Here is a 24,642-nt window from a genome sequence, read left to right on the forward strand (position 1 = left end):
AAGAGCATGCGCGGGCTGCCGGGAAATGGCGCTGCTGCCCGCTGAGATTTAGCACGCTTAAAAAGTTAACGTTATGATTTTTAGTATTAAAATGGCATTTTTTCAGATGAGTCGTAATTCTGAACGCGAATCACATTGCTGCACGCTGAGCAGATAACCCCGGCCGGCTGTTGCGCCTGCGGGCCGGGTTACGCCAGAATGACGCCTGGCTACTTATCAGGTGTTCTATGTCTGCGTTACCTGCACGTCTTTATCTGCGCATTACCCGTCAGGAACTGGTGCTGATTTTCATCACCATGGTCTGGGGCGGCACGTTTCTGGTGGTGCACCGCGCCATGGCATACTCCGGTCCGTTTTTTTTTGTCGGACTGCGATTTGCCACGGCGTCACTGCTGCTGGCCTGTTTTTTCTGGCGCTATCTGCGCGCGCTGACCTGGCTTGAAATCAGAGCGGGCACAATGATTGGCCTGGCTATTGCGGGCGGTTATGGCCTGCAAACCTGGGGGATGCAGACTATCTCCAGCAGCCAGTCTGCCTTTCTGACGGCGCTCTATGTTCCGGTGGTGCCGCTGCTGCAGTGGCTGGTGCTGCGCCGGCCGCCTGGCATTATGGCATGGCTGGGCATTGCGCTGGCGTTCAGCGGCCTGGTGCTGGTGGCGGGGCCGCAGCAGAGCGGCATCGCCCTCAGCGCCGGGGAGAGCGCGACCCTGCTGAGCACGCTGGCGATTGCTGCCGAGATCATTCTGATTAGCCGCTATGCCGGACAGGTGGATGTGCGGCGGGTAACGCTGGTGCAGCTGCTGGTCGCCTCCGCTTGCGCCTTTCTGTTTATGATCCCGAATGGTGAAGCGCTGCCGTCGTTTTCTCTGCCGCTGGTGCTGAGCGCTGCAGGCCTGGGCGCCGCCAGCGCCCTGATTCAGGTGACGATGAACTGGGCCCAGCGCAGTGTGTCACCGGTACGCGCTACGGTAATTTATGCCGGAGAGCCGGTCTGGGCGGGAATTGTCGGGCGTCTCGCGGGGGAGCGACTGCCTGCGGCCGCGCTGCTGGGCGGTGCGCTGATTGTCTGTGGCGTGATTGTCAGTGAGCTGCGGCTGCGGCGTAAGAAAGCGGTGCCCGATGAGGCACCGCAGAAGCCTTAACCGTGTGGCTGTGCAGCTGAACCGGCCGGCGCGCGGCTACGGTGCTGCAGAATTGCGTTCAGGATAATGGCGCCAAAGGTCGCGGTGCCGATACCGCCGAGCGTGAAGCTGCCGATCTTAAGCGCAAAATCGCCGGCGCCCAGAACCAGCGTGGTAGCGACCATGATCAGATTACCGTTCTGCCCGAGATCGACCTGATTCTGCAGCCAGATACGGGCACCGGCCACCGCAATCAGGCCAAATACCACGATAGACGCGCCGCCTATGACCGGTGCTGGCACGGTATGGATGAGTGCGCCAAATTTCGGTGAAAAACCCAGCAGTATTGCGATCAGGGCCGCGGCGACGAACGCCAGCGTAGAGTAGACGCGCGTAACCGCCATGACGCCTATGTTTTCGGCATAGGTTGTCACGCCGCTGCCGCCGGCAGAGCCAGAGAGCATAGTGGCCAGACCGTCGCCAACAAACGCCCGGCCCATCCACGCATCGAGATTGCGTCCGGTCATAGCTGCTACCGCTTTAATATGCCCCAGATTTTCAGCGACCAGAATAATGGCGACCGGCGCAATCATCACTATCGCCTGCAGGTCGAACACAGGGGCGGTCGTATGCGGCACGCCAAACCAGGCGGCGTGCGCCACGCCGCTGAAATCCACCGGTTTACCGAGGCCGAAGCCATTTGTCAGCAGCGCATAGAACGCCCAGGCCACGATCAGCCCTACCAGGATCAACAGGCGCTGTACCAGCCCGCGCGTCATGACCGCCACCAGTCCGATACAGAGCACCGTCAGCACCGCCATCCAGCTGTCGAACAGGGTGGCAGAAACACTGTGCACCGCAATCGGCGCCAGGTTCAGGCCAATCGCCATAACGACGGCGCCGGTGACGACCGGCGGCATCAGGCGCTCAATCCAGCCGGTACCCACTTTCATCACAATCAGACCAATCAGGGTATAGAGCGCGCCGCAGGCGATAATGCCGCCCAGCGCCACGGAGAGGTGAGTGTTAAGGCCCTGGCCGGTGAAACCGGTGACCGCAATCACTACGCCCACAAAAGCGGCGCTGGAACCGAGATAGCTCGGTACGCGCCCGCCGGTAATAAAAAAGAACAGCAGCGTACCGATCCCGGAGAGTAACACAGCGAGATTGGCATCCAGCCCCATCAGCAGCGGCATCAGTACCGTTGCGCCAAACATTGCGACCGCATGCTGCAGCCCAAGCACCAGCGTCTGCCCGAGCGGCAGCGTCTCGTCCGGGGCAATCAAGCCGTCGTCGGTCATTGCTGACTTAACGCGCCAGCGTGGAAACCAAGTACTCGCCATAGATCATCTCCTGAGAGTGAGTAGAACAGGCCGCGTTATGCGGTATCAGCGGGCATCCTGCCGGGAGAAGGTGTGATAACCGCGATCGAACCAGGCGAGCCCCTGGCGCGCCTCGCCCTGGGCCACGGCCAGCACCGTACAGAACAGAATATCGTGTGTGCCAACGCTGACCCGCTGTGTTATCTCGCAGTCAAAGGAGATCAGCGCGGCCTCCAGCAGCGGAGCACCGCTGGCAAGCGTCTGCCACTGCGCGGCGGCAAAGCGATCCGCCATCGCGGTTTTGCCCCCGAACAGCGTGGAGAGGGCGTGCTGGTCTGCCGAGAGGGTATTGACGCAGAGTGCACGGTTATCGCGAAACGCCGGCCAGGCTGAGGCGGAGCGGTTCAGGCAGACCAGCAGCGTCGGCGGGGAGTCGGTCACGCTGCAGACGGCGGAGGCGGTAAAGCCAGCCACGCCTGCCGGGCCATCGGTGGTGATAACATTAACGGCTGCACCCAGCTGCGCCATAGCGTTGCGAAAGGTGTCGCGATCGACTGCGGGTAAATCCGGAAGGGCATGTAGGCTCATGTTCAGACTCCTGATCTCAGCCCGCTGCCAGACAGGCGGGCTGAGCGGTCTCAGCCAGCCAGCGCAGCAGCAGCGTGTTAAAATTATCGCTATCGGTCACGCTCATGGCGTGGCCGCCCCACGGCATGGTCAGCAGCTGGCCCTGCGGCAGCGCTGCCGCCAGCTGTGCTGAACAGCTCCACGGCACCAGCAGATCGTCCTGGCTGCAGATCGCCAGCACCGGCTGGGTGATGCGCGCGGCGCAGGCACGAAAATCTGCCGTTTTCAGCGCGTGCAGACGACGCAACAGATTCTCTGCGCCCTGAAAGTGCTGCTGGTGATGCCTCTCTTCTGCCTCAGCGCGCGCCTGATGCTGCGCCAGCCATTCGGCAGGATAGAGAAACAGCGGCTGAGCGCGTACAAAGGCTTCAGTGCCCGCCTGCAGCAGCAGATCCTCTCTGACCTTAAAACAGCGCGCGGTATGGGGGCTGAGCGTCAGCCAGCCGTTAATGACCGCCACGCGCTCAACCCGATCGGGGTGATCCAGCGCCATTTGCAAACCAATCAGCCCCCCAAGCGCATGGCCAGCCACGCTGTAGCGCGCGATCTGATGCTGTTCCAGCGCCTCCGCCAGCTCGGCTGCCATCATCGCCAGGCTGTAACCCTCAGGCAGCGGCGCTGCACTGCGCCCGGTGCCGCGCTGATCGTATGTGACAACGCGGTAGCGGGTGCTGAGCGCCGCCAGCTGTGGCTGCCAGAATCCGGCAACGCCACCAAGGCCTGATGCGAGGACCAGCGTGGGCGCATCGGCAGTGGTCAACCCGTGGATATCCAGCTTCATTACGCCTCCGCCTGTCCGATGTGCGCCACAGACGCAATCTCAACCAGCGCGTCAGGTTTTACCAGACCGCACTGAATACAGAAGCGCGCGGGCTTATCGCCGGGAAAATAGTCGGCATAGACCTGATTCACGGCAGCGTAGTGCTGCCAGTCAGTAATGAAAATAGAGTTGAACGTGACATCTGCCATGCAGCCGCCGGCGGTTTCAATGACGTTTTTGATGGTCTCCAGCACGTGGCGGGTTTGCGCGCCCGCATCGCCGACGTGAACCACGTTATTGTCCGCATCGAACGGCAGGGTGCCGGAAACGTACACCACGCCGTCAGCCAGCGTTCCGGGTACGAACGGGGCGATCGGCGTACTGCTGCCAGCCGGGATAATGACGCGTTTGGGCATAGTCTGATCTCCTGATAGCGAAAAGTTACTGACCCTGCAGGGCTTCGCAGAACGTTTGTGTATCGCTGACCCAGCCGAAAAACGTTTCGATATTGAACAGCGCGGCCTGCTGCGCAAAATCAGGTCCGGCCTGATGCGTGGCGTCAGCCAGTACCACACCGAAATATTCCAGAAAGAAGCCGTCACGCAGCGTGGACTCGACGCAGACGTTGGTGGCGATGCCGGTAAAAATCAGATGACGGATCCCGCGGCTGCGCAGCATGCTGTCGAGCGGCGTATTGAAAAAGCCGCTGTAGCGCGGTTTTGGCAGCACGATATCGCCCGGTTCGGGCGTCAGCGCATCCACCAGCGCATAATCCCAGGTGCCTTTCGCCAGCAGGGTGCCCTGCAGCTCAGGCTGGCGGCGCATGGTTTTCAGCGCATTAGATTTGTGAAAATTGGGGGAGCCCGCATCGCCCGCCTCGGTGTAATCGCTGTCCCAGCCGTTCTGGAACCAGATAATCTGTACGCCGGCAGCGCGTGCCGCGGTGACCGCCTGATGAATTCTGGCGATAACCGGCTCGGTGGCAGAGACATCAAATCCCGCCAGGTCGAGATAGCCGCCTTTAGTGGCGTAGGCATTCTGCATGTCGACGACAATCAGCGCGCTCTGAGCCGGAGGCAGGGCGATCGCCTCCGGACGGGCGGGCAGAGTGATATGCGGTGTGGTGCCGGTGTGTGCGCAGGTGACGGTTTTCATTATGCTACCTCCTGCGCCGCAGCGATCACGTTGCGACGGCACTGCATCAGCGGCTGTATGCGCTGGCCGAACGCTTCAATACCCTCCAGGAAATCATCAAAGGTCAGCAGCACGCCGTGCGTACCATCAACCTGAGCCACTTCATCCAGCATGCGTGCCACGCTGGCAAAGGAGCCAACTAACGTGCCCATATTGATGTTAACGGCGGAGGTCGGGTCAGCCATCTGACGCACGTTAGTATCGCTGCCTGAACGGGTATCCTGCTGGCTCTGAGTCGTGAGCCACGCGAGTGCCTCTTCGTCGGCGCCAGCTTTGTAGTGCTCCCATTTTGCGCGGGCCGCTTCGTCGCTCTCGGCGGCGATGATCATAAACAGAACGTAGGAGCCGACGTCGCGGCCCGCCTGCTCAGCAGCAAGCTTCATGCGGGCTGCGGTCGGTGCAAAGGCGGCTGGCGTATTAACGCCCTTACCAAAGCAAAAGTTATAGTCGGCATGCTGAGCTGAAAATGCTATGCCCGCATCACTCTGTCCGGCGCATATCACCTTCATCGGCTTCTGCGGCCGTGGACTGACGCGACAGTCGTTCATCGTGAAAAAATCACCTTTGAAGTCGCTCTGGCCGGTTCCCCATAAATCGCGCAGCACCGTGACATACTCAGTCAGGTATTGATAACGGCTGGCAAAATAGTCATCGCCCGGCCAGATCCCCATCTGCTCATACTCTGGTTTCTGCCAGCCGGTGACGAGGTTTACGCCAAAGCGTCCGCCAGAAATTGAGTCGATGGTCGCAGCCATACGCGCCACGATGGCGGGTGGCAGCGTCAGCGTGGCAGCCGTGGCGTAGATCTCAATCCGCGAGGTGACCGCCGCCAGGCCGGCCATCAGCGTAAAGGACTCCATATTGTGATCCCAGAACTCCGTTTTGCCGCCGAAGCCGCGCAGCTTGATCATTGAGAGTGCAAAATCGAAGTGATAGTGCTCAGCGCGCTGCACAATCGCTTTATTGAGTTCAAAAGTAGGCATGTACTGCGGCGCATGCGTAGAGATCAGCCAGCCGTTATTGCCAATCGGAACAAAGACACCAATTTTCATATGTCACCTCTTTGCATTGATAGGACGGTTTCACGCGCTGCGCTGCTTCCTGCACGCATCCTGCGGGCGGCGCTCTCTCTTGATTGCAAGTCGCGTGCCACATAAATAATTTTTATATTTATCATCAGGATATGAACCGCCGATCGGCCAGCCGGGACGGCACCGCGATTTTCAGACCATTTGGTCAAAACAAATGCACAGCAATCAGGCAGCCGTCGGGCAAAAAAGGTGCAGCCCGCCATATCTGCCAGCTGTGTTATGATGTGAATTCACGACAGGGAGAGGTAACAGCATGAAAAATGATGAGAAAAAACCGCGCCGTCGTTCGCAGGCGGCGACCGCAAAACGCGCCGCTATCCTGCAGGCGGCGCTGGCGCTGTTTTCCCAGTTCGGTATTCATGGCACCAGCCTTGACCGGGTGGCTGAGGGAGCAGAGTTGTCAAAAACGAATCTGCTCTACTATTACCCTTCAAAGGAAGTGTTGTATGTCGCCGTGCTGAAAGAGATTCTGGATGTCTGGCTGGCACCGCTGCGCGCGCTGCGCGCCGACCAGGATCCCCTGACGGCCATTCGCCACTATATTCGCCTGAAGCTTGAGGTCTCCCGCGATCATCCTCAGGCATCGCGGCTGTTCTGTCTGGAGATGCTGCAGGGCGCACCACTGCTGCGTGGTGAACTGGCGGGCGACCTGAAAGCGCTGGTAGAGAGTAAGGCGGCAATAGTCGAGCAGTGGATCAGCGCCGGACAGCTGGCCGCCGTTCAGCCGCAGCATCTCTTTTTTATGCTCTGGGCCACCACGCAGCACTATGCTGACTTTGCCTCGCAGGTTGAGGCGGTCACCGGGCAGACGCTGCAGGATCCCGACTTTTTTGCACAGACGTTGCAGAACGTAGAGCGGATGATTATCGAAGGCATTCGCGTGCGCTAACGATTGAGGGAGGAGAAGCATGGATTCGCTGTCGCAACTGGCGCTGGGCGCTGCAGTTACCGTTGCCGTCATGAACCGCCGGGTACCGGTATGGCAGGCGGCCCTGGCGGGGGCAGTCGCCGGCACGCTGCCGGATCTGGATGTGTTCGTCGATCACGGCGACGCAATACGCAATATGACGCTGCATCGCACCGAGAGCCATGCGCTGCTGATCCTGACGCTGCTGGCGCCGCTGGCCGGCTGGCTGGCCGCCGGGATCACCCGCAGCAAAGCGCACTGGCGCAGCTGGTGCCTGGCCCTCTGGCTGGCGCTGATCACCCATCCGCTGCTCGATCTCACTACCGTGTATGGTACGCAGCTTGGGCTGCCGCTCACTGACTATCCGTTTGCCATCGGCAGTATGTTTATTGTCGATCCGCTCTATACGCTGCCGCTGCTTATCTCACTGGGCGTAGCGCTATGGCGGCGTGATGCCACCGGCGTGCGCTGGACCCGCCTGGGCCTGTTAATCAGCACGCTTTATCTGGGCTGGAGCATGGTGATACAGGGTGTTGCCACGCGGCAGATTGAACAGCAGCTGGCGCAGCAACACGTTGTATCGCAGCGGCTGCTGGTCACGCCGACGGCGTTCAACACGCTGGTCTGGCGTACGGTCATTATTACGCCGGATCGCTATGGCGAAGCGTACTGGTCGCTGTTTTCACCCCGGCGGCCGTTACAGATTGCGTGGCACGATCGTCAGATGGCGCTGCTGACACCTTTCAAAGGGCAGTGGCATACGGAGCGCGTTGTCTGGTTCAGTCACGGTTTTTACGCGCTGCGTCAGCAGGCAGGCAATACGCTGATTAGCGACTTGCGTATGGGTGAGGCGCCCGATTACACCTTTACTTTTAATCTTGGCAGGCCGGAAGCGCCTGCAGCGGCGCCGCAGCGTGAGACGGCCGCACGCCCGTCACTCCAGCGTGCCTGGCATCAGTTCCGGCAGCGGTTATAAATGAAAAAGGCCCGCTGATGCGGGCCTTAAACAGAACGGGATCAGGCTTTACGGCGTCGCAGCAGCCAGCCCATAGTGAGCAGCATAAACCACAGCGGCGTAACCATCAGCGCCTGACGGGTATCCTCCTGCAGCGTCAGCAGCACCAGCACGAAAGCAAAAAATGCCATGCAGACCCAGCACATAATTTTGCCCAGCGGCATCTTAAACGTTGACGACGCGTGACGCTGCGGATGCTGTTTACGGTAGGCCAGGTAGCTGCAGAGAATGATGGTCCAGACAAACATAAACAGAATGGCGGATACCGTGGTCACCATGGTAAACACCGTCATCACGTCCGGGATCAGGTAGATCAGCGCGACGCCGCCCAGCAGACAGAGACAGGAGAAGAACAGGCCGGTGGTGGGCACGGCGCGCGCGGAGAGACGACCAAACGCCTTATGCGCTACCCCCTGTTCTGCCAGGCCATACAGCATGCGGCTGGTAGAGAAGATGCCGCTGTTGGCTGACGAGGCCGCTGAGGTCAGTACCACAAAGTTAACGATGCTCGCAGCAGCGGGCAGGCCAATCAGCACAAACATCTCTACAAACGGGCTGCGATCCGGCATCACCTGATTCCATGGCGTAACGGCCATAATCACCAGCAGCGCCAGAACGTAAAACATAATAATGCGCAGCGGTATGGCATTGATGGCGCGGGGCAGGACCTTGTGCGGATCTTTGGTCTCTGCCGCGGCGGTGCCTACCAGCTCAATACCGACAAAAGCGAACACGGCAATCTGGAAGCCGGCGAAAAAGCCGCTCAGCCCTTTCGGGAACATCCCGCCATGCTGCCAGATGTTGCTGAGCGATGCCGTGCTGCCGCCGGGTGAAGGGTAGTGCGTACTGACCAGCACAATACCGGTAATAATCAGGGCAACAATGGCGACAATTTTGATAATTGCGAACCAGAACTCCATTTCCCCGAAGAGTTTGACCGTGGCAATATTCAGCGCCAGAAAGACAAAGACGCACAGCAGCGCGCTCATCCAGATAGAGAATCCGGGGAACCAGAGCTGAAAATAGGCGCTGATGGCGACCACGTCAGCGATGCCGGTAACGACCCAGCAGAACCAGTAGGTCCAGCCGGTAAAATAGCCCGCCCACGGGCCGAGCAGATCGGCCGCGAAATCGCTGAACGATTTATATTCCAGATTAGAGAGCAGCAGCTCTCCCATTGCGCGCATAACAAAAAACAGCATGAAGCCGATGATCATATAAACAAAAACGATCGACGGCCCCGCCAGGCTGATGGTTTTGCCTGACCCCATAAAGAGCCCGGTTCCGATAGCGCCGCCAATCGCAATAAGCTGAATATGACGGTTATGCAGGTTGCGCCGGAGTTTTTCCGGCTGTTCAGCCTCACTGAGGGCTGCTTTGGATTGATCAACCATAAAGATAGCTTTCCTGTCTTGATGTTGTGTCAGCTCTGATGGCTGTTGAAATACGTGCCTTTGCACAGGGCAAGAGCGCATAAGATAGAGGAAAGGCCACCGGGTCTGGTAATTGTTTTTTAACCTTTGTGACCTTTTGCGTTTTTTGCTCTGTCAGCAAATATTTACATGGTTGCTCTTTTAGTCACTTTGCGTAAATAAGCAGCACTTTTTCCCGGAAGAACAGGCAGATGAGGCAGGCCAGCTACACTTAGTCACAGGTTTACAAAGTGATAAGGCAGAGATGGTGCGCGCACTCATTGCGACAGGAATAATTGCTCTGGTGGGGTGGTGGAGTTTGCCCTGGCTGAAATCGCAGCTTCCGGCGCAGTGGAATCCGTTTATTCCGCTTAACGTCACGGATGCGCCAGGCTGGATAACACGTTACAAGCTGGAGAAACTGCGTCACGATCCAGCCGCCTGTCTGGCGGTGCTGGAGCGCGCCAGTGCGCAGGGACGGGTAAGTTTTCGCACGACGCCTCCGGTGCGGGGTAACTGCACAATTGAACAGCCGGTTCGTATCAGCCAGTTTGGGCCGGTTACGCTCAGCAGCAGTTTTCTTGCCAGCTGTCCGATGGCCGTGGCAAGTACGATGTATGTCACGCGCAGTAATGCTGCATTACAGCAGGCGGGTATCACCAGTCCGCTGCGGCGTATTGAGCATGTTGGCAGCTACGCCTGCCGCAACGTCTATCATCGCCAGGAGGGACGCCGCAGCGAACACGCTACGGCAGAGGCGTGGGATGTCACCGCTTTTCAGCTGGCCGATGGCCGCTGGTTACGGGTCGCCAGAAACTGGCAGCAGCCCGCCAGCAGCGCGGCGGGTTTGCATGCACTCTGGCGCAACGGCTGTGCCAGCTTTGGAAACGCACTGGGACCAGACTACAACGCAGCTCATACCACACACTTTCATCTGGGCATGCGCGGCGGTGGATTCTGCCGCTGATGCGGCAGGCTGTTAATTTTAAAAGCCGGGCAGGCTTAATAGTTAATTTGCGCCAACGCTATTTTAGATCCAGTCCCTCAAAGACGCAGAAGGCGTGATTACAAATGAGAACCATTACCCGACTAATTTTTATGTTTGAAATAAGTCTGCCTTAAATAACACTCATCTGTTTTAATAATGAGATATCTCCGGTGAATTTATTTACTCTCCAAAAGAAAAATCGGGTGCCAGCGTCAGATTGTTCAGGCTATCTGCAGCGGACATCATCGCGTTAAAACAGAATTATATTGGTTATCCGCCTCACTCTGTTTTCATTCCAGCGGCTGATGACAGCGTATGCAACTGCGGCAGGCAGTTTATGCCGATAAAATGCGTAGTCGCGCATGGCGCAGGCATCAGCGTGGTGCGGATACAGATAGCTCAGGGTTGCCGATTGCCGGAGGTAACTTTATTTATCAGTGGAATTAAAAACCGTCCATGACTAAATCATTTAGCGCTTTTAACTGAAGGTAAATGTCTCTGCTAATCATTATTTTACTTAAAATCGATGCTAAACTTTTATCCATCTAATAATTAATTTTAATGGGTGGAAGATTGAAACTTTATCAGAAAAATCCTATGCTGGTTTCACGTATCTTTATGCGCCTGAGGCCTGGCAGTCAGGTCACTGCGGCGCTCGCTTTATGGCAACAATTCGATAACTTTCCGGCTGTATAACGCAATCTACAGCAGGAGCCTTTTTATTCATTCTGTTCAGATTACGTCTCACCGATATAATCGGACAAGCATCAGGTTAATAAAAGACGTTAAATACGTCAGGATAATAATGACTACCGATAATTATTTTGTCTGGCGAGCCGAAACAGCAAAAGCGTTTCAGGCGTTGACGGAGGTGGTGCAATTAAAAGCACTGTTGCAAAAGCAAATCGTCGCTCTGGGATTCGACTTTTTTGCCTTTTTTGTGCAGCAGCCGGTTCCCTTCACCCGACCGCGTTTTTTCCTGTTCAGCACCTACCCTGAATCCTGGATCCTGCATTATGAGCGGCATAACTACTATGCCGTCGATCCTGTACTGCGGCTTTGTCAGCAGCCCGGAAAAGGGATTGAGTGGTGTGCTGAGATTTTCACCGGGGCGGCTAATCTTTGGCCAGATGCGCAGGCAGCGGGACTCCTGAGCGGCTTTTCTTGCTCAGCGATGGCATCAAATCGTGCCATTGGTATATTATCAATAGCATCACGTCAGCCCGGACGCTCCAGGCACCGCACCGTTGAGCTTGAGGTACAGATAAACTTTCTGGCGGATCTGAGCTTACGGGTTCTTGAGCGCTTAAAAGATAGCTCAATGGTGGTGCTGGCTAAGGGATTTAGCGAGCGGGAGCTGGAAATTTTGAAATGGACAGCTGAAGGAAAAACCTCGGCAGAGATTTCGCTTATTTTGGCAATATCAGAACATACGGTGAATTTTCACCAAAAAAACATGCAAAAACGTTTTAACGTTTCAAATAAAACGCAGATAGCGTGTTATGCCGCAGCGACAGGTCTGATATAGCAAAAGGCAACTACTAATACTGGTAGTTCCCTATCCGTATTGAGTTGTCTACCCTGCGCCGGAAACTTAGCCAGGCTGGCACGATAAAAATCATTGCACACATGGGGATGTCAGAGGCGCATGATGAAAATAATTCAAACACAGCTAAAGGATATGCCTTCCTCACTGCTAGCCGAACTGGGTACCTATCGTTATAGCGTGTTTGCGCGTGGCGAAGGCTGGTCAATTCCTCCGCGGCTGAGCACACCGGGGCAGGAGTACGATCGCTACGACCGTTCAGACGTGACCTGGCTTATCGCCTGGAATGCACGTAAAGGCATTTGTGGCTGCGCGCGATTACTGCCGTGGCATGAACCGGAAGTGGCTGAAGGTATTATTCTGCCGTTTGCGCAGGATAAGGTTTGGGAGATGTCACGCTACTCAGCACGGCTGGAGGTGGATGCGGAATTACCGCTGAATATCCTGTGGCACTCGGTGCAGCTGGCAGAGCTGAGCGGCATGGAGTATCTGATTAGCTCGGCCACGCCGATGCTGGAGAAGATGTTTGCACAGCATAATGTGGTTTATGAACCGCTGACGCCAGGGTTGATCCAGTCGGAAGATAATCTGTTCGCTATCCGTATCCCGGTTGAACAGCCGGCACTGGCGGAAAAATATCGCGGGACGCGGCGCTTTAGTCCGGAAGAGGTGCTGCCTTCGCTCGGCGTCTCCGTTAACTGGCAGGCGCACAATTAATACCCCGTGCAGCGCACGGGGCTGGCCGCTTACTGACGGTAAGCGGTTTTGATCTGACGGATCGTGTTGCTGAATACTTCAGCCTGGGGCTTATCAGCCAGCGCATTTTGCACATAGCGTTCCATATTGATAATTACTTTACCGGCGTCTGCCTGTCCCATGCCTTTGAGAATCAGAGTAATCATCATTTTGAGGCAGGCAACTTCATCAGCCAGTGCCTGAGTGTCACGCGACGTTACGAAATCTTCATCACTCATCTTCAACTCCCTGGTGGTATCGATTTACACAGATTCTGTCTTTCCGTGCATAAAACAGAGAGTATATCATAGGTTTGCTTTCTCATTCAGAGGCCAGAAAAATCATTATTCGATCCAGTTAAAGGCAGGGCAGTGCAGACCGTTTTGGCTCGCCTGATATTTTTTCGGCTTAAAAAAAGAAAACAGGCAGATTTATTACAACATGCTGTTATTCAATGAAATGTTAAATAAAAAAGCTGTTTAGTTTGCAGAAAATGGATTTTTTTCTGAAAAGATTTAATTATTTGATTTAGATCATTGCGTCGCAGGTTGTTCTGGTATGTCTGATGTTCAATGCGCATAAAAAACGCTAAGATTACGCTCTTTTTTAATTACCTTTCTAACCTGCGGAGTATGTCCCGTTGATCAGCCTGCTGCTTGTTGATGACCATGAACTGGTACGTGCCGGTATTCGTCGCATTCTGGAAGATATCAAAGGACTGGTCATTGCCGGCGAAGCGGCGTGCGGAGAGGATGCAGTAAAATGGTGCCGTCAGCACACGGTGAATGTCGTTCTGATGGACATGAATATGCCGGGTATCGGCGGACTGGAAGCGACGCGCAAAATTGTCCGCTACAACCCCGATATTCGCATCATTATGCTGACTATTCACACCGAAAATCCGCTGCCGGCCCGGGTAATGCAGGCGGGCGCCTCAGGCTATCTGAGCAAAGGCGCTGCGCCTCAGGAGGTGGTCAGCGCCATTCGCGCCGTCCACGCTGGACAGCGCTATATCGCCTCAGATATCGCTCAGCAAATGGCGCTGAGCCAAATCGAGCCGCAGAAAGCGGAATCGCCCTTCAGTTGTTTGTCGGAACGGGAATTGCAGATTATGCTGATGATTACCCGGGGACAAAAAGTTACGGAGATATCCGAACAGTTGAACCTGAGCCCGAAAACCGTTAACAGCTACCGCTACCGTATGTTCAGTAAGCTAAACATCAGCGGTGATGTAGAGTTAACGCATCTGGCCATTCGTCATGGTCTGTTCAACGCGGAGCCATTAATAAGTAGTGAGTGAACTCTTTAATCCCAAAGCCTTTCTCAGCACCGTAACCAGCCAGCCTGGCGTCTACCGAATGTATGACGCGGCCGGTACGGTGATCTATGTCGGTAAAGCCAAAGACCTTAAAAAACGCCTCAGCAGCTACTTTCGTGCGCAGACTGGCAGCCGTAAAACGGATGTGCTGGTCAGTAATATTTGCAATATCGACGTTACGGTCACGCATACTGAGACAGAAGCGCTGCTGCTGGAGCATAACTACATCAAGCTTTACCAGCCACGCTATAACGTGCTGCTGCGCGATGATAAATCGTATCCATATATTTTTCTTAGCGGCGATACGCACCCCCGGCTGGCGATGCATCGTGGTGCCAAACACGCCAAAGGAGAATATTTCGGTCCGTTTCCAAATGGTTATGCGGTACGCGAGACGCTGGGCCTGCTGCAGAAAGTCTTTCCTATTCGCCAGTGTGAGAACAGCGTCTATCGCAATCGCTCGCGTCCCTGTTTGCAGTATCAGATTGGACGCTGCCTCGGTCCGTGCGTAGCCGGTCTGGTCAGCGAAGAGGAGTATGCCCGGCAGACAGACTATGTGCGGCTGTTTCTGGCCGGTAAAGATGATCAGGTCATCAACCAGCTGGTAGCGCATATGGAGGCGGCAAGTCAGGGATTGCGTTTTGAAGAGGCGGGGCGGCTGCGCGATCAGATTCAGGCCGTACGCCGCATTACTGAAAAACAGTTTGTCTCAAATCAGGGTGACGATCTTGATGTCATGGGCGTGGCCTATGATGCGGGCATGGCCTGTCTGCACGTGCTGTTTATCCGCCAGGGGAAAGTACTGGGAAGCCGCAGCTATTTCCCCAAAGTCCCGCCTGACACTGAGCTGACGGAAGTGGTGCAGACCTTTGTCGGGCAGTTTTATCTGCAGGGAAGCGAGGCGCGCACCCTGCCCGGAGAGATCCTGCTGGATTTTAACCTGGCAGAACGCAACCTGCTGGCTGAATCACTCAGTACGCTGGCTGGTCGCAAAGTCAATATACAGACCAAACCGCGCGGCGATCGGGCACGCTATCTCAAGCTGGCGCGCACCAACGCGGCAACGGCGCTGACCACTAAGCTGTCGCAGCACTCCACTATTCAGCAGCGGCTTGCCGCGCTGGCTTCCTGGCTGAAGCTGGAGAGCATTCAGCGCATGGAGTGTTTTGATATCAGCCATACCATGGGTGAGCAGACTATCGCCTCCTGCGTGGTGTTTAATCAGGATGGCCCGCTGCGTTCTGATTACCGGCGTTACAATATCGAGGGGATCACGCCGGGCGACGATTACGCGGCGATGAATCAGGTGCTGCGCCGCCGTTATGGCAAAGCGCTGGAGCAGGATAAAATTCCGGATGTCATTTTGATTGATGGCGGTAAGGGTCAGCTGGCGCAGGCGAAAGAGGTATTTGCGGAACTGGATGTCAGCTGGGATAAACAGCACCCGATTCTGCTTGGTGTCGCTAAAGGCAGCGATCGCAAGGCGGGACTGGAAACGCTGTTTTTTGAAGCGGAAGGTGAGGGCGTTTCTCTGCCGCCGGATTCGCCAGCCCTGCATGTCATTCAGCATATTCGTGATGATGCTCACAATCATGCAATTTCAGGCCACCGTAAAAAACGCGCCAAAGTGAAGAACACCAGCGCGCTGGAAAGTATTGAAGGCATCGGACCTAAACGGCGTCAGCAGCTGCTGAAGTATATGGGAGGCCTGCAGCCGCTGATGAACGCCAGCGTGGATGAAATCGCCCGCGTGCCCGGTATCTCCTTTGCCCTGGCTGAAAAAATATACCACTCGCTGAAACACTAACATTGAAACAGGGGGGGCAATGTAGGAACATACGTTAAACCCTACACACACCAGACAGTTACTGGCATATGCAATATAACATCCCAACGTGTCTTACCCTGTTTCGCGTTTTTTTGATTCCTTTTTTTGTACTGGCGTTCTACCTGCCGTTTTACTGGGCGCCTTTTGCGACAGCGCTGATTTTTGTTATTGCCGCCATAACGGACTGGTTTGACGGCTTTCTGGCGCGTCGCTGGAAACAAACCACGCGCTTTGGTGCATTTCTCGATCCGGTGGCTGATAAGGTCATGGTCGCTATGGCGCTGGTGCTGGTTGCGGAATATTTCCACGCGTGGTGGATAACCCTGCCTGCTGCCACCATGATCGCCCGCGAGATTATTATCTCTGCGCTGCGTGAATGGATGGCGGAAATTGGCAAGCGCAGCAGCGTTGCCGTCTCATGGATTGGTAAAGTCAAAACCACGGCGCAGATGCTCTCACTGGTTGCGCTGCTGTGGCGTCCTGATGCTACGGTCGTAGGCGTTGGCGTGGTCGCACTCTATATCGCGGCAGTGCTGACATTCTGGTCGATGTTCCAGTATCTGAGCGCAGCACGCGGCGATCTGCTTGATAGCTGATCGATACGATTCAAAAAGCAGCAAACAGACGCAGTGGGTGATAATTTTATTGACTCACTGCGTGAGATAAGTAGAATGCATCGCATCGAACGGCAGCACAGCTGCAAGAAGCTGAATAAAAACAGCAAGTTCGGTAAAGCAGCAGTTATGCGGGAATAGCTCAGTTGGTAGAGCACGACCTTGCCAAGGTCGGGGTCGCGAGTTCGAGTCTCGTTTCCCGCTCCAGTTTCAGCAATGGGTCACTGACCGGTTGCACATCAGAATAAAGGCGCGTTGGCAGAGTGGCCATGCAACGGATTGCAAATCCGTCTACCTCGGTTCGACTCCGGGACGCGCCTCCAGTTTACACCCTGCCCGGGTGGTGAAATCGGTAGACACAAGGGATTTAAAATCCCTCGGCTTATGGTCGTGCGGGTTCAAGTCCCGCCCCGGGCACCATACAAAACACCGAATTAAAAAAGCACTATAAGTAATGTCGTAACCGCCTTCAGGCGGTTTTTTTGTGTCTGCTGTTTTTCATTCCTGACGCCCCACCGTGCGTGCCTGTATAACCAATCCCAAATCATAATACCTGGATAACAGCCGTTTTGATCTTTCACTGCAAAACAGAACCTGCGCAGGTGACATGATTCATGTTTTTCCTGCGATTAATTGATAAAGCACCGGGCAGGTGCTGGCAACGCTGCATAGCGTAGTTAATGGTCGATTTATGAAAGTTGTTCTTCAAAAGCCGCATCTATACTTTTTGCCGCATCGCGGATTTCGGGCAAACCAGTCATCCACCTTATCGATAAACCCAATTTTTCCGGGTTTTCACGTCAGAAGTCTGCGCTTTAAAATGTGATTGCTGCTGCCGGAAGGGATCCCGGCGCGAAGCCAGTAAAGATATGGAGATTACTATGTTTACTATTAACAAAGCATCGGCGCAGTCTGTTCCTGTTGCTCTGCCTCCGGCTGATACCATGGCACCAGAGGGCTGTGTATCTCTGGACTCATTCTTTAGCGATCCCTATGTCATAGAGCACCTGGCGCTGGCGGCGACGCTGAAAAAAAACCACTCGGGAACGCTGTTAAGCAATATTTTTAATAAGCGGGATGTCTGTTTTGATTCTGAACAGAAAATAAGAGACGCCGATTACGCTATAAAAGATGGGTTTCTGTATCGTGCCCACTATGCGGATCCGCATACTGTGACGAGCGCGGGGGTAACCCGCAATACGCAGGAAAACGAGGAGGAATGTTTTGATGATTATCTGGCAAAGTTGTTTGAGCATACTGCCGGGCACAGCAGCCAGGGAGCCATATTATCTTTCAGTAGCCATGAGAAAACAGCTAAAAAATTTATGGCAGAAGGTAAACTCCTCCTCAAAGTAGATGCTGATAGTGAGGCGGATAAAAACGAGTTTATTTCCGTACCACAACTGATACTGCAGCATGGCGGGCGATTGCTCAAAGCAGGAAAGATAGACAAGCTAACGCTGCTTTCTGCTCTCGATCAGCTTAACAACAGAGAGCGTGAATTTTTTTATATTGGTAAACCTCATGGCTATCGATATGGCGAATTACCCCCGTATAAACTGGCTTTTGGTGAAGCGGCGCAGCCGGTTACTACGCATGTTGCGGCCCGTGACCAGGAGCCTGTTGCGGCAGCCGTGGTGCTCAGAGAAGATAAAACCGGCGTAGCCCGCGATCGTATCTGCTATCCGGGAGTCAGCAGCTGCCTTACGATTACTTTCAGACATGAAAATTTTTTAGCAGGAGCGCACTTAACAATAGCCACAGATAAGAACGCCCTTAAAGATGTACTGAAAGAAATAAAAGCGCTTAACCCGAATAAACCCATTGAGATTATTGTCGCTTCTCCATTTTCTGTTTATAAAATCGGCGTGTCTGATAAAGAGTTAAATACCCGCTCAAAGTTAAAAAAAATCATAGGCAGGATTTTTCCGGATACGTCAATCCGGTTGGTTGACACCTCCGATATACGGTTGTCCCATATTCTGGTCAGTAAAAATAGCCTTGAGTACGTAAACGAAAGCAACTTCAGAGTTATCGGCAACCATTGTCCCGATGCGTCAGCCTTCGCAAAATCTGCTGAAACCGTCTTGCCGGACAGGCCGACGCCCTTAGCCTCACTGGCGAGCAGCAGCAGTGGTGCGGTAACGCGCTCAGCACTGAGCGCCTGGCTAAAGGAAACTGATTTACCCTCCCGCCGCAGTGAAGAACAGGTATTAAAGGATTTAAAAGAGGCTGGCTTTGCGGTCACCGCTTCTCAGCTGAAAAAAGCCTGGTCCGATGCACTGCCGGCCGGCGATGCTGTTCTCGCTTCAGCGCCGGATAACCCCTCTTCTGAGATCGCCTCACCTGAAATAAAGAAATTACGCTCAATCAGAACCCTGACAACGCTGAAACATCAGCACGGAATGCCGAACCAGGATCGGCAGCGCGAACTCAATGCCCTGCTTAAATTGGGTCCGCAGCTGGCTGATGTGGCGCGCCATCCGGGTAAAGAGATGCTTGAGACTATTTTAGATAAAGATATTTCCCCTGCCGGCTATTCACAAATGAGCAGTGAGTTCAGCCAGGCTCTGGCGACGGATTACTTTGAGACACTAGACGATACCCTTAAAAGTGAAGAAAACCCGACAGGCGCCCCCCCCCCTGGCCTCAATGCTCAACCCGCTAAAGGATCATCTGCTGGAAAACCGTGGTCAGCAAAATATGCACCCCTGGAATGATGGGTTGATCCGCACTTTGAGTACGGCAGGAAAGGGTGCGCAGGCTCAGCGAGCTGCGCGCGCATTATCTGCGGAGCTGGAGCGGGATCCTGACATCGGCACGGCATGGAAGCCTGGATCGTCTGCAGCGCCATCGCCTGAAGCTGAGCGCATCAGAGAAAAGTTGACCCAGCTGAGCACTCGTGAAGGTTTTATACAGAAAGAGCAGAGGCTGACCGGGCTTCTTTCGCGACGAGACAGGAATATTCAGCAGGACAGAGAAAGGCTGGCACTTAAGGCAGCAGCAGATCGGGCAAAACGCAGGGAAGCGGACCGCCAGGCGTGGAACGCCTTCAATCGCCACGTTGATAATATGGTTGCCGGGGGGCAGGATCTCAGGGCCAGACATGCCCGTGAGAGAAGCGAAATCGATGCCCGTGTCAGCCGGGATTATCATGCCCGCATGGATGCCTGGCAGAGTACAAGAGAAGAGATGGGGAAGAAAATGCAGGCCATACTGCAAGCGCTGGCAGCCAAATCCGGAACGGCTGCAGCGCGTAAGATGAGTGTGCCAGCTAATCTGGGGCCGATTATCAGTACGGCAGACCGGTTAAGAAATGAAGCTGACGCTGCTATTACGGCTTTCACCTGGGCTCTGCAGAAAAATCTCACTGAGGGAGAGCTAAAGCAACGTCTGACTGACATGGAGAGGGTTACTGAAAAGCTGGTTGCTGAAGAGCAGCACCTGTTCAATCAGGTAGCAGGCCTGATAGAAAAAAAGGTATCCGTAGCGCGACCGGATGAGAGAGAAGTAGATACGTTGTTAGGCCAATTAGCTCAGGAAGTCATGACAGAGCGTCTCCCTGATATTAACCGGACTCACGGGCTTCAGGACCTGTCATCGGAGAGAAGAGCTGAGAGAGAGCCGCAAAAAATAGCCCTTTCGCGGTCTGCTTATGACAAAGTCGGCAAAGAGTAAAGCTAACAGCTAACCCCGATTTCATACGCGGAATGTCAGCAAAGAGAGTCTGTCAATACCCCGAACGGGCAATAACTACCCGGCGCAGCCGGGTAGCGAAAATTAACCCTGCGGCTGGCCGACCGGGCCTTCGCCTTCGCTGGCGCCTGGCACCGGCTGGTTACTTGGTGCGTGCGGACGACCGTCGGCACCCACGGCATCACTATGCTGCATGCAGCCTGCCAGTGAAAAAAGCGTAACCGCTACCAGACCTGCTTTCATAATCCACGACATACAATCCCCTTAATAAACTGCTTTTATACGCCTGCCAATCAGCGCGTTGCGCCGTTAAGCAAAGCCGCTGAAGGGCTAACTTGCAAGCGAAACGGGAGATTTAAGACATAAGGACGGGCAGAAACAGCGCGGAGCGCGCGGGCAGGGCGCTCAGAGGCGCCCTGCTGACAGGCGGATTAACCGAGGTTGCCGCTCAGGCGATCGCGAAAATCGCTGCTGCGGTTATCCAGACCGGTAAAGGTAACTGTGGCACCGTGACGCTGATAACGGTATTCGATAGCGTCCAGCGCGGCGACGCTGGAGGCGTCCCAGATCTGAGCGTGCGTCAGATCGATAGTGACCTGGCTCGGATCGTGGCCATAATCAAAGTGCTCGAACAGGTCATTACTGCTGGCGAAAAATAGCGGACCGCGTACGGTGTAGTGAACCCGATCCCCTTCCGGGCTGAGCGTGCGCTCGGCATGAATAACATGGGCGATACGCCGGGCAAACAGCATCATGGCCAGAATCACGCCGAGCAGCACGCCAATCGCCAGGTTGCTGGTCCAGACGGTGATCGCGACAGTCACCACCATCACCAGCGTCTCTGACCACGGCATCCGTTTCAGCGTTGCGGGTTGCAGGCTGTGCCAGTTAACGGTCTTCACCGCCACCACCATCATAATGCCCGCCAGAACCACCATCGGGATCTGCGCCATGATATGGCTCAGGCCAGTAACCAGCAGCAGCAGTACCAGTGCCGCCGCTATGGTTGAAATCCGGGTACGCGCGCGGCCCAGCTCGACGTTGACAATTGTCTGCCCAATCATGGCGCAGCCGGCGATGCCGCCGTAGAAACCGGCGAGAATATTGCCAATGCCCAGCGCCCAGGATTCGCGCCGTTTTCCTGATGGCGTGTCGGTAAGATCGTCCACCAGCTTTGCCGTCAGCAGCGACTCCATCAGGCCAACAAACGCAACGGAGAGCGCGGCGGGCCAGACGATCTGCAGCGTCTGCAGGTTCAGCGGCACCAGCAGTTCGGTAAACCCGGGCAGCCCGGCGCTCATCGGACCTTCATCGCCCACGCTGGGTACGCGATAACCGAGCAGCAGAGCGACGGCGGTAACCACGACAATGGCAACCAGCGGTGAGGGAACACTTTTCAGTACGCGCGGCAGCAGCAGCACAATGGCCAGCGTGGCGGCAAACAGGCCCCAGACCAGCGCAGAGTGGCCCCAGACGTGCGGCACCTGCGCAAAGAAAATCAGTACGCCCAGCGCGTTGACAAAGCCCAGCATCACCGAACGCGGGATATAACGCATCATGCGCGAAAGGCCGGTGACGCCAAACACAATCTGAATAATGCCCGCCAGAATCACGGCAGGCAGAATATAGGCCACGCCGTGCGCATGAACCATCGGGCCAATAACCAGCGCCACTGAACCGGCCGCCGCGGTCACCATCGCCGGACGCCCGCCCAGCAGTGAGAGCGTCAGACAGAGCACGACCGAAGCGATCAGGCTGACTTTAGGATCAACGCCCGCAATAACAGAGAAAGAGATAACTTCAGGAATGAGTGCCAGTGCGGTGATCACCCCGGCCAGGCATTCGCGGGTAAGCAGGGCGGGTGAACGCAGAACGCGGGCGACCGTTAAATCGCCCGCGTCAGCACTATTGCGATCGGTTTGTGAATTCATAACGTGTGCGGACTCTTAAGTTATAAAGCGTATGCGGCAGCGAGGCAGCAGAAAAACAGGATGTTTAGCGTGCGAATGTTACCGGTCATTGGTGGCCCAGACCAGCGAAAGAGAGAGAGCAGCAGGGTAAAAAAATAACCTCTGCAGGTGGAAATCCAAAAACACCTGCAGAGGCGACGCAAAAGCATCATTCGTTACTGAATCGTCAGCCGATTCATGGCGCTAAAGTTATACAAAAACAGGGTTTGTGTACAACTAATTTCTTAAGCATTTTGTGCGATATTAGCCGGTTAGCGGGGGTTACGTCAGGCTGTGGTCTGACATGTACAGGTTTTTATCTCAAATCGATACAACCTTTTCCCTTTTATAGCGGCGTGAATTATAATTACGCCTTCTTTTAGTTAGGTATCTAACCATTAGGTGGCTAATCTTGACCGACTACCCGCAGCCCTTTTCCCGGCTTTTACATCAGACGGCTCACGCATGGCGGCTGGCTGTCGATCGCCGGCTGAAAGAGAGCGATTTGAGTATGAGCAGCTGGATGGCGATTGCCAGCGTCGCCACCGCCAGTCAGCCGCTGACGCAGAAAGCGCTGGCGCAGCAGCTGGGTCTGGAGGACGCGAGCGTGGTGCCACTGGTGGATCGGCTTGTGAAGCAGCAGCTGCTGGCTCGTCTGCAAACGCCCGAAGATCGGCGTAAGCGTCTGCTGGTGCTGACGACGCAGGGAGAGCAGGCGTTTACTCAGGTCAAAGCGCAGGCAGACGATCTGCGCAGTCAGCTGCTGGCTGATATCGATCCCGCTGCGCTGGCTGTCACGGAGACGGTGCTGCAGCAGCTGCTCGATCGTCTGGGTAGCGCCTGAGCATGGCCAGACGTAATCCCTACGCGCAGCGGGAATGGCTGCCGCATGAAAAGCCGATGCTGCCAGGCTCCCCCTCCACGCCGCTGCATTCGCCAGGCAAGCGCGTCGCGTTTGGCCTGATTGGCTTGCTGATCACGCTGACCGGCGCGCTCAGCAACGCGCTGGTCACGGCAAACCTGACCAATCTGCAGGGGACGTTTGCCGCTTACAGCAATGAGATCGCCTGGCTGCCGGCGGTTTATGTGATGGGAAACATTTCAATTAACCTGCTGCTGGTAAAATTTCGCCAGCAGTTTGGCCTGCGGCTGTTTACCGAAGCGTTTCTGGTGCTGTATGTCATCGTGGCGTTTTTTCATCTGTTCGCCAACGATCTCAGTTCCGCCATCATTGTGCGCACCGCACACGGAATGGTGGCTGCCGCGCTCAGTTCGCTGGGGATCTACTATCAGGTACAGGCGTGGCCGGCAAAACACCGGCTGAAAGCGCTGGTGATCGGTATCACGGCTTCCCAGCTGGCGATCCCGCTGGCGCGACTCTTTTCTACCGAGCTGCTGCAGCTGGAGGAGTGGCGTGGTCTCTATCTGTTTGAGCTTGGGCTGGCGCTGATTGCGCTCGGCTGCGTGCTGGTGGTCAGGCTGCCCCCGGGAGACCGCATTAAAGCGTTTGAAAAACTCGATTTTGTCACGTTTCTGCTGCTGGCACCGGGTATGGCGCTGCTGTGCGGTGTGCTGTCACTGGGACGCATCGAATGGTGGTTTACCACGCCGTGGCTGGGCGTCTGTCTGGTGCTGGCGCTGGTGCTGATTGTTTCAGCCGTTGTGGTGGAGCATAACCGGACCAATCCACTGATCAACACCCGCTGGCTGAGTAGCGGCATGATTGTCCGGCTGGGTATCGCCATGATCATGATCCGTATTGTGCTGGCTGAGCAGAACACCGGGGCGATCGGCTTTTTGCAGCAGCTGGGGCTGCTTAACGATCAGCTGCATGGCCTGGCGCTGGCCATTATTGCCGGCGTCATCTGCGGCATCATCGCCAGTGCGCTGACCATCAAGCCTGGCCAGCTTAACTGGCCAATTGTGACCTCGCTGGCGATTATGATTGTGGCTTCGCTGATGGACGCGCAGTCAAACCCGCTGACGCGCGCGCACAACCTCTATTTCAGCCAGTTCCTGCTGGGCTTCAGCAGCGCCTTTTTCCTGGCGCCAGCGATGCTGCTGGGGATCGGCAGCGTGGTGACGCAGCCGAAAAACCTGGTCAGCTTTGTGGTGCTGTTTGGTATGAGCCAGAATCTGGGCGGGCTGATTGGTTCAGCCATTCTCGGAACGTTTCAGACCTGGCGGGAGAAGTATCACTCCAGCCTGCTGGCCGACAAACTTTCGCAGCTCGATCCTAACGTGACGGAACGGCTGGATCAGTACAGCGCGCTGTTTCGCAGTCAGCTGACCGATAGCGTGCTGCTGGGCGCCCAGAGCAGCAGCCAGCTGCAGACCGTCGCCACGCTGCAGGCGAACGTCCTTGCGTATAATGACACTTATCTGCTCACGGCAGCCCTGGCGATGTGCACGCTGCTGTGGGTATTATGGCGGCTGTCGCGTCAGCGTTATCTTGCGTGGCGGCAGGCGAAAAATCATCAGGATGAGCCGCGTCAGACAGCGCCCTCAGCGAACTAAAC

General features: G+C 55.5%; 23 protein-coding genes and 3 tRNA genes. 16 read left to right on the forward strand and 10 right to left on the reverse strand.

Features of this window, described 5'->3' with window-relative positions:
- Positions 1-227 precede the first annotated feature (227 nt).
- Positions 228-1,142 carry a DMT family transporter gene (locus B4M48_RS07460; protein ID WP_039383685.1) on the forward strand — a complete coding sequence of 305 codons (915 nt, stop codon included), beginning with the start codon at positions 228-230 and terminating at the stop codon, positions 1,140-1,142.
- On the opposite strand, the gene rutG is transcribed toward B4M48_RS07460, so the two are convergent.
- Genes rutG through rutA form a run of 6 tightly spaced genes read right to left on the reverse strand, consistent with a single transcriptional unit; the run spans position 1,139 to position 6,076 of the window.
- A complete protein-coding gene (gene rutG, locus B4M48_RS07465) occupies positions 1,139-2,464 on the reverse strand; it encodes a pyrimidine utilization transport protein G (RefSeq protein ID WP_039383688.1) in 1,326 nt (441 codons plus the stop codon). The genes B4M48_RS07460 and rutG overlap by 4 nt on opposite strands.
- A 45-nt stretch (positions 2,465-2,509) precedes the next feature.
- A complete protein-coding gene (rutF, locus tag B4M48_RS07470) occupies positions 2,510-3,031 on the reverse strand; it encodes an NADH-dependent FMN reductase RutF (protein WP_039383691.1) in 522 nt (173 codons plus the stop codon).
- A 16-nt stretch (positions 3,032-3,047) separates the two neighbouring features.
- Positions 3,048-3,851, reverse strand: a complete 804-nt coding sequence (gene rutD / locus B4M48_RS07475) for a pyrimidine utilization protein D (protein WP_039383693.1) — start codon at positions 3,849-3,851, stop codon at positions 3,048-3,050.
- Entirely contained in the window at positions 3,851-4,246 is a 396-nt protein-coding gene (gene rutC, locus B4M48_RS07480; RefSeq protein WP_071668716.1) for a pyrimidine utilization protein C, read from the reverse strand. Before rutC ends, rutD begins: the two co-directional genes overlap by 1 nt.
- A gap of 25 nt (positions 4,247-4,271) precedes the next feature.
- Positions 4,272-4,985 carry a pyrimidine utilization protein B gene (rutB, locus tag B4M48_RS07485; protein WP_039383697.1) on the reverse strand — a complete coding sequence of 238 codons (714 nt, stop codon included), beginning with the start codon at positions 4,983-4,985 and terminating at the stop codon, positions 4,272-4,274.
- A complete protein-coding gene (rutA, locus tag B4M48_RS07490; RefSeq protein WP_039383699.1) occupies positions 4,985-6,076 on the reverse strand; it encodes a pyrimidine utilization protein A in 1,092 nt (363 codons plus the stop codon). Before rutA ends, rutB begins: the two co-directional genes overlap by 1 nt.
- Before the next feature lie 292 nt (positions 6,077-6,368).
- On the opposite strand from rutA, the gene rutR reads away from it, so the two are divergent.
- Positions 6,369-7,004, forward strand: coding sequence for an HTH-type transcriptional regulator RutR (rutR, locus tag B4M48_RS07495; RefSeq protein WP_288656345.1), 636 nt, complete (start codon positions 6,369-6,371; stop codon positions 7,002-7,004).
- 19 nt (positions 7,005-7,023) lie between these two features.
- On the forward strand, positions 7,024-7,998 hold the full coding sequence (locus B4M48_RS07500) for a metal-dependent hydrolase (RefSeq protein ID WP_288656347.1): 975 nt from the start codon (positions 7,024-7,026) through the stop codon (positions 7,996-7,998).
- Between the two features lie 41 nt (positions 7,999-8,039).
- On the opposite strand, the gene cycA is transcribed toward B4M48_RS07500, so the two are convergent.
- On the reverse strand, positions 8,040-9,431 hold the full coding sequence (gene cycA, locus B4M48_RS07505) for a D-serine/D-alanine/glycine transporter (protein WP_039383706.1): 1,392 nt from the start codon (positions 9,429-9,431) through the stop codon (positions 8,040-8,042).
- A 286-nt stretch (positions 9,432-9,717) separates the two neighbouring features.
- On the opposite strand from cycA, the gene B4M48_RS07510 reads away from it, so the two are divergent.
- The 3 genes from B4M48_RS07510 (at position 9,718) to B4M48_RS07520 (ending at position 12,700) form a co-directional block, all read left to right on the forward strand.
- Positions 9,718-10,416 (forward strand): extensin family protein, encoded by a 699-nt coding sequence (locus tag B4M48_RS07510; protein ID WP_039385784.1) that lies wholly within the window; start codon positions 9,718-9,720, stop codon positions 10,414-10,416.
- Between the two features lie 826 nt (positions 10,417-11,242).
- Entirely contained in the window at positions 11,243-11,965 is a 723-nt protein-coding gene (gene sdiA, locus B4M48_RS07515) for a transcriptional regulator SdiA (protein ID WP_039383708.1), read from the forward strand.
- A 123-nt stretch (positions 11,966-12,088) separates the two neighbouring features.
- Positions 12,089-12,700, forward strand: coding sequence for an acyl-homoserine-lactone synthase (locus B4M48_RS07520; protein WP_071668718.1), 612 nt, complete (start codon positions 12,089-12,091; stop codon positions 12,698-12,700).
- A 29-nt stretch (positions 12,701-12,729) separates the two neighbouring features.
- Here B4M48_RS07520 and B4M48_RS07525 read toward each other — a convergent pair whose 3' ends face one another.
- Positions 12,730-12,957 carry a DUF2594 family protein gene (locus B4M48_RS07525; protein ID WP_039383713.1) on the reverse strand — a complete coding sequence of 76 codons (228 nt, stop codon included), beginning with the start codon at positions 12,955-12,957 and terminating at the stop codon, positions 12,730-12,732.
- A gap of 401 nt (positions 12,958-13,358) precedes the next feature.
- Between B4M48_RS07525 and uvrY the strand changes: the two genes are divergently transcribed.
- The 8 genes from uvrY to B4M48_RS07565 all read left to right on the forward strand — a co-directional run bounded on the left by uvrY (position 13,359) and on the right by B4M48_RS07565 (position 20,156).
- The gene (uvrY, locus tag B4M48_RS07530; protein ID WP_039383715.1) at positions 13,359-14,018 is read left to right on the forward strand and encodes a UvrY/SirA/GacA family response regulator transcription factor; all 660 of its coding nucleotides are present in this window, start codon (positions 13,359-13,361) and stop codon (positions 14,016-14,018) included.
- A complete protein-coding gene (uvrC, locus tag B4M48_RS07535) occupies positions 14,011-15,843 on the forward strand; it encodes an excinuclease ABC subunit UvrC (RefSeq protein ID WP_039383716.1) in 1,833 nt (610 codons plus the stop codon). The genes uvrY and uvrC overlap by 8 nt, the downstream gene beginning before the upstream one ends.
- Before the next feature lie 68 nt (positions 15,844-15,911).
- The gene (pgsA, locus tag B4M48_RS07540; protein ID WP_039383718.1) at positions 15,912-16,460 is read left to right on the forward strand and encodes a CDP-diacylglycerol--glycerol-3-phosphate 3-phosphatidyltransferase; all 549 of its coding nucleotides are present in this window, start codon (positions 15,912-15,914) and stop codon (positions 16,458-16,460) included.
- A 149-nt stretch (positions 16,461-16,609) separates the two neighbouring features.
- Positions 16,610-16,685: transfer RNA gene (locus B4M48_RS07545), tRNA-Gly, on the forward strand.
- A 42-nt stretch (positions 16,686-16,727) separates the two neighbouring features.
- A tRNA-Cys gene (locus B4M48_RS07550) sits at positions 16,728-16,801 on the forward strand.
- A gap of 11 nt (positions 16,802-16,812) precedes the next feature.
- Positions 16,813-16,898 (forward strand) — tRNA-Leu (locus B4M48_RS07555).
- Positions 16,899-17,359: 461 nt separating this feature from the next.
- The gene (locus tag B4M48_RS07560) at positions 17,360-19,198 is read left to right on the forward strand and encodes a hypothetical protein (RefSeq protein WP_288656351.1); all 1,839 of its coding nucleotides are present in this window, start codon (positions 17,360-17,362) and stop codon (positions 19,196-19,198) included.
- Positions 19,131-20,156 carry a hypothetical protein gene (locus B4M48_RS07565; RefSeq protein ID WP_288656353.1) on the forward strand — a complete coding sequence of 342 codons (1,026 nt, stop codon included), beginning with the start codon at positions 19,131-19,133 and terminating at the stop codon, positions 20,154-20,156. The genes B4M48_RS07560 and B4M48_RS07565 overlap by 68 nt, the downstream gene beginning before the upstream one ends.
- Positions 20,157-20,258: 102 nt before the next feature.
- Here B4M48_RS07565 and B4M48_RS07570 read toward each other — a convergent pair whose 3' ends face one another.
- Entirely contained in the window at positions 20,259-20,429 is a 171-nt protein-coding gene (locus B4M48_RS07570) for a hypothetical protein (protein WP_039383726.1), read from the reverse strand.
- A gap of 176 nt (positions 20,430-20,605) precedes the next feature.
- Positions 20,606-22,105 (reverse strand): SulP family inorganic anion transporter, encoded by a 1,500-nt coding sequence (locus B4M48_RS07575; RefSeq protein WP_039383728.1) that lies wholly within the window; start codon positions 22,103-22,105, stop codon positions 20,606-20,608.
- A gap of 430 nt (positions 22,106-22,535) precedes the next feature.
- Between B4M48_RS07575 and B4M48_RS07580 the strand changes: the two genes are divergently transcribed.
- Complete coding sequence (locus B4M48_RS07580) at positions 22,536-22,967, forward strand: MarR family winged helix-turn-helix transcriptional regulator (protein ID WP_039383731.1); 432 nt, start codon at positions 22,536-22,538, stop codon at positions 22,965-22,967.
- A gap of 2 nt (positions 22,968-22,969) precedes the next feature.
- On the forward strand, positions 22,970-24,640 hold the full coding sequence (locus tag B4M48_RS07585) for an MFS transporter (protein ID WP_039383734.1): 1,671 nt from the start codon (positions 22,970-22,972) through the stop codon (positions 24,638-24,640).
- Positions 24,641-24,642 lie beyond the last annotated feature (2 nt).

The organism is Pantoea sp. UBA6567 (assembly GCF_002434165.1).
Lineage (GTDB): Bacteria > Pseudomonadota > Gammaproteobacteria > Enterobacterales > Enterobacteriaceae > Pantoea > Pantoea eucrina.